This window comes from Okeania sp. SIO2B9 (genome assembly GCF_010672505.1).
In the GTDB taxonomy this organism is placed as follows: Bacteria; Cyanobacteriota; Cyanobacteriia; order Cyanobacteriales; family Microcoleaceae; genus Okeania; species Okeania hirsuta.
The window spans coordinates 1-4,893 of record NZ_JAAHGK010000525.1 but is presented as its reverse complement, the minus strand read 5'-3'; the positions used below and the strand labels follow the sequence as shown (position 1 = coordinate 4,893).

The 4,893-nt window shown below is 32.9% G+C and carries 6 protein-coding genes; 4 read left to right on the top strand and 2 right to left on the bottom strand.

Annotation, left to right across the window (positions count from 1 at the left end; translation table 11 throughout):
• The first annotated feature begins 457 nt into the window (after positions 1–457).
• Positions 458–790, top strand: coding sequence for a hypothetical protein (locus F6K13_RS18310; protein ID WP_124147309.1), 333 nt, complete (start codon positions 458–460; stop codon positions 788–790).
• 305 nt (positions 791–1,095) lie between these two features.
• Here the strand turns inward: F6K13_RS18310 and F6K13_RS18305 are convergent, their stop codons facing one another.
• The gene (locus F6K13_RS18305) at positions 1,096–1,233 is read right to left on the bottom strand and encodes a hypothetical protein (RefSeq protein ID WP_240039176.1); all 138 of its coding nucleotides are present in this window, start codon (positions 1,231–1,233) and stop codon (positions 1,096–1,098) included.
• On the opposite strand from F6K13_RS18305, the gene F6K13_RS18300 reads away from it, so the two are divergent.
• Entirely contained in the window at positions 1,169–2,221 is a 1,053-nt protein-coding gene (locus F6K13_RS18300) for a three-Cys-motif partner protein TcmP (protein ID WP_124155342.1), read from the top strand. The two genes, F6K13_RS18305 and F6K13_RS18300, sit on opposite strands and share 65 nt — an antisense overlap.
• Positions 2,222–2,225: 4 nt before the next feature.
• Here the strand turns inward: F6K13_RS18300 and F6K13_RS18295 are convergent, their stop codons facing one another.
• Entirely contained in the window at positions 2,226–2,987 is a 762-nt protein-coding gene (locus F6K13_RS18295) for a DUF5131 family protein (RefSeq protein ID WP_124147311.1), read from the bottom strand.
• Positions 2,988–3,241: 254 nt separating this feature from the next.
• Between F6K13_RS18295 and F6K13_RS18290 the strand changes: the two genes are divergently transcribed.
• Both F6K13_RS18290 and F6K13_RS18285 read left to right on the top strand, forming a co-directional pair.
• Entirely contained in the window at positions 3,242–4,342 is a 1,101-nt protein-coding gene (locus F6K13_RS18290; protein WP_287287953.1) for an acyltransferase family protein, read from the top strand.
• A 155-nt stretch (positions 4,343–4,497) separates the two neighbouring features.
• A partial coding sequence (locus tag F6K13_RS18285) for a GNAT family N-acetyltransferase (RefSeq protein ID WP_287287952.1) occupies positions 4,498–4,893 on the top strand: 396 nt, incomplete at its 3' end.

Here is a 4,893-nt window from a genome sequence, read left to right as displayed (position 1 = left end):
CTTGACAGGAACGTATTTTTCTTCCTTTAAAATACGTTCCTGTCAAGTAAGCATTTCCTGAGGAATGCTGCGCAAACAGCCGTCAACTATGAGTTATTAACTCGTTATCTTGGAAGGAGGAATTACTATCCAAGCAGAATTAAAACTTATAAAAAAAAGGTGTCAGCTAACCTTACAGGAAAAGCTGAATGCTGAATGCTAATAGCTGAATACTTACCCTGTAAAAACTGAGAAAATATTTTCTATATACTACTACAATTAATAATTATATCTTCATCTCAGCATTAAGCTATAAATATGATCTAAATATCCCATGATTTGATATTTTAAATAACATTAACAATAAGAGTAAAGCAAAATTACCTAATCTGTTGAATATTAAAAAAAGACAAAGAGATAGGGAAAGCCCCCCAAAAAAACTTATCTTAAACAAAACTAATTAAAAACAGTCCTGATCATGGCAAAAATTACTCACAAAGAAGTATTCGACCTCCTAATCAAAGAAGTTCTTGAAGCTTACCCACATGTGGAAAATAAGTTGGATTTTGTATCTAAAGATATTTTAGAGCATCTTCTCTCTAATAGCGATGGAGTGAGAGAAAGATTGCGTAAAGGTTCTTTTACAAAAGATGATGGTGAAATTAATGAAACCGAAGCTTTTTTACTCACCTGGGTGGATGAAATATGGGATGTAGAAAATGGTAACCAAGGGTTATATGAAAAATTTATCTCTGAATTAAATGGAACACCACAGGAGTTTGATTTATATGACAAAGAGGTACCTCAATAAGGTGATTTAAGTTGTGGCTAAACAAACAAATCTAGAAAGCATTTAGTCGTCAGCTATCAGCTATAGAAATCCTAAATGATTTGTGCAAAAAAATGGTCTCCAAATCCAAGGGAAAATCGGATTTGGAGAGCAAACCGCTACGATAAAATGTTACAACCTATTCAGGATTGCTATATCAAACAAAGGAATTTATTGTTCAAGAATATTCGAGTGGAAATATTGTCTGGGTTTAACAAAAACTTAATTTTACCAATAAGAACAATATCTAAATAAGTATTAAAATAGAGCGATAATTACTAGATATTTTAAAGTGTAGGAATATGACAAATAATTCTTTTTTTTGATGAATCTAGAGAAACATCTTTAGTTAAAGCTGAAATTGTAGCTAAATATTTTTGGGCTTGGGCAAAAGTCATAATACCACAAGCTAAAAAATGGGGCAAAGATATTGCATATATCGATCTATTTTCTGGGCCTGGTCGTTATCAAGATGGTTCTAAATCTACACCATTACTAATTTTAGAACGTGCTATTGCTGATGAAGATATGCGAGAGAGATTAATTACTATTTTTAACGATAAAAACTCTGATAATACAGATTCACTTCAGCAAGCAATAAACTCTCTCGAAAATATAGAAACATTAAAATATCAACCACGAATTTTCAATACGGAAGTAGGAGAAGAAGTTGTTCAAGCATTTCAACAAATTAGTTTAGTACCTACACTATTTTTTATCGATCCGTGGGGTTATAAAGGTATATCTCGTGAACTAATAGGTTCAGTAATTAAAGATTGGGGTTGTGATTGTATATTCTTCTTTAATTACAACAGAATAAATATGGGATTAGGAAATCAGGCAGTAGAAAAACACATGAAAGCCTTGTTTAGTGAACAGAGATTTAATCAGCTTAAAAAAGAACTTAAAGAAATGCAGCCATACGAAAGAGAATTAAATATCATTGAAAATATATCTCAAGAACTGAAAAATATTGGTAGCGGATATGTCTTACCTTTTTGCTTTAAAAATGTTGAAGGAACTAGAACTAGCCATCATCTTATTTTCATATCAAAGCATATTCGAGGATACTCAATTATGAAAGAAATTATGGCTAAGGAAAGTTCATCTTCTGAACAAGGTGTACCAATTTTTGAGTATAATCCTGCAACAAAATATCAACCTTTACTTTTTGAACTATCCCGACCACTTGATGAGTTGGAAAATATGCTTTTAAATGAATTTTCGGGTCAGACAATTACAATGATAGATATCTATAATCAACATCATGTAGGCAAACGATATATCAAAAAAAATTACAAAGATGCTCTAATAAAATTAGAAACTAAAAGTCAGATTATTGCAGAACCATCTAAGCGTAAAAAAAATACATTTGGAGATAAAGTAAAAGTTATATTCCCATCGAAACATTAATCTTTTATTTTCTGGATTTACGCTTAGATTCTACCTTGTATATTCTCCATTTTTTTTGATGCTTATTCCACAGTTCCGGCATTTCATCCCAAACTTTTCCATCTAAAATTCTGCCTGAAGCTTTAGGAGTTCTACCTCCCCATTGTTTAAAGAAAAAAGCTACATTAGCAGCCTGACATTGTTCATAAATATTTTTTACCCATTCCTCTTTCATCGGACGATATTTATTGCCAGATTCACCACCTACAATTACCCAATCAATACCTGTTAAATTAAGTTCTAAATCACCTAAAAGTGGTTCACAAGAAAGGAATTTTACATTAGCAGGTACTTGTCGTAAATAATCTACACGATGAACATAATTTTGACTTTCCACTGACACACCCATCCAAATATTTTCATGCCATTCTAATTGAGGTGCTACATCAACTAAACGTTCATGTCTTTTCGTCAAAATTTGATAAATGTGCCTGGGTGTTTTGCTAATTATTTCAAAGACTTGTTTTATGAAAGAAATAGGCACATCTTCGTGGAAAATATCGCTCATTGAATTAACAAAAATCCGGCTAGGAGTACGCCAACTTAAAGGTTGTTTCAAACGCTCAGGATGAAGTTTCAAAGCAAACCCTTCAGGAAAATTATTAGTAAAACGTTTTGTAATTGTTTCTGCATAACAATGAGTGCAACCAGGACTAACCTTATCACAACCTGTGGCAGGATTCCAAGTCCTGTCCGTCCATTCAATGCCAGTTTTATTGCTAGCCATAGTTAAATTTACCTTCTCAAAAAAGAATAATTATTAAGGTCTAAGTTATTGACTTAAATATTTTTTTATTACTTACTAAAGTATACCTTTCCTTGAAGGATAAATCAACCTATTTATCTAGCAATATGAAAACTGAAAATTATCTCAATAAAAAATATAATACTTACTGAATATAAATAATAAAATAGTTGGTATTGCCAAGAATAATCAAAACAAGGTAGTATAATTTCCTACTATAAAAACCGAAATAAAAAATGCGCCTAAAATCTCTAGATGTATTTCGTGGCATTACAATTGCCAGTATGATTATTGTTAATAATCCTGGTAGTTGGAATTATGTTTATTCACCCTTACTTCACGCAAAATGGCATGGCTGTACACCCACCGATTTAGTATTTCCCTTCTTCTTATTTATCGTAGGTGTAGCAATGACTTTTTCTCTGTCAAAATACACCGATAAAAACCAAACAACTACACAAATTTATCGGCGAATTTTGCAGCGATGCCTCATACTTTTCCTCTTAGGTTTACTACTAAACGGCTTTCCTAATTACGACTTAGCTAATATTAGAATTATGGGAGTATTGCAACGTATTAGTTTAGCCTACCTTCTTGCAGCGATCGCCATCCTTAACCTTTCGAGAAAACAACTTTATGGACTTGCCGCCGTATTACTAATTGGATATTGGATAGCCATGCAATTAATATCCGTTCCCGGTTATGGCGCTGGCGACCTTTCCCCAGAAGGAAATCTTGCTGCTTATATCGATCGCCTTATTCTTACCCAACAACATTTGTGGGCCGGAAAACCATACGACCCAGAAGGTCTATTTAGCACTTTAGCTGCTATAGTAACCGTTTTGATTGGTTACTTTGCAGGGGAATGGCTCAACCATCAACCAATCAAAAGTCGCACTAGCTTAAATCTGGTCATTTTCGGTCTTAGCTGTTTAGTAGTGGGGTATATCTGGGGACTATTTTTTCCCATCAATAAAGCTTTATGGACAAGTTCTTATGTAATATTTACCTGCGGATGGGCTTTAATTTTACTGGCCGCTTGTTATGAAGCGATCGAAGTCCAAGGTTGGCAAAAATGGGGACGGCCATTTGAGGTGATGGGATTAAATGCCATTTTTATATTTGTAGCCTCTGGATTTTTGGCAAGAATGATGATTTATCACAATATTAGTAGTGGGGAAAATTCTCCTACCATCAAAACTTGGATATATGAACATTTTTTTCAATCCTGGGCAGGGTCATTAAATGGTTCTTTGATTTTTGCTATTGTGATTGTATTATTTTGGTGGGGAATTTCTGAATTTATGTATCGTCGAGGTTGGTTTCTTAAGGTTTAACTAAATGCAGCATTCCGTCTCCAAAAATTTAGGATTCAAATAGAGTATAAAAGTTTTTGATAAATGGTATTAGTCAGGTATTCAATATGATTGAATGCTCTAACTGTAGCTTATTTAAAAAAGTTTAAATTGAGATATTTTAGGTAAATTTGAAAATGAGTATTAACCAAGATAATTTTATAGTTCGTCCAATGACTCTAGCTGACTTAAAATTAGCTATAAGTTGGGCAGATAATGAAGGATGGAATCCTGGAATTGATGATGTTAATAATTTTTATGTGGCTGACCCTCAAGGTTTTTTAATTGGAGAATTAAACGGGGAACCAATAAGTTGTATTTCTGTAGTTAGATATAGTCAAAACTTTAATTTTATTGGTATTTATATTGTCAAACCTGAATGGAGAAAAAAAGGATTTGGCTTAAAAACTTGGCAGGAAGCTTTCAAGTTAATTAATCATCAATCTGCTGCTTTAGATGGTGTTTTGGAACAAGTTAATACTTACCGTAAATCTGGCTTTAAAACTTCTCATAGTCATCTGCGTTATCAGGGA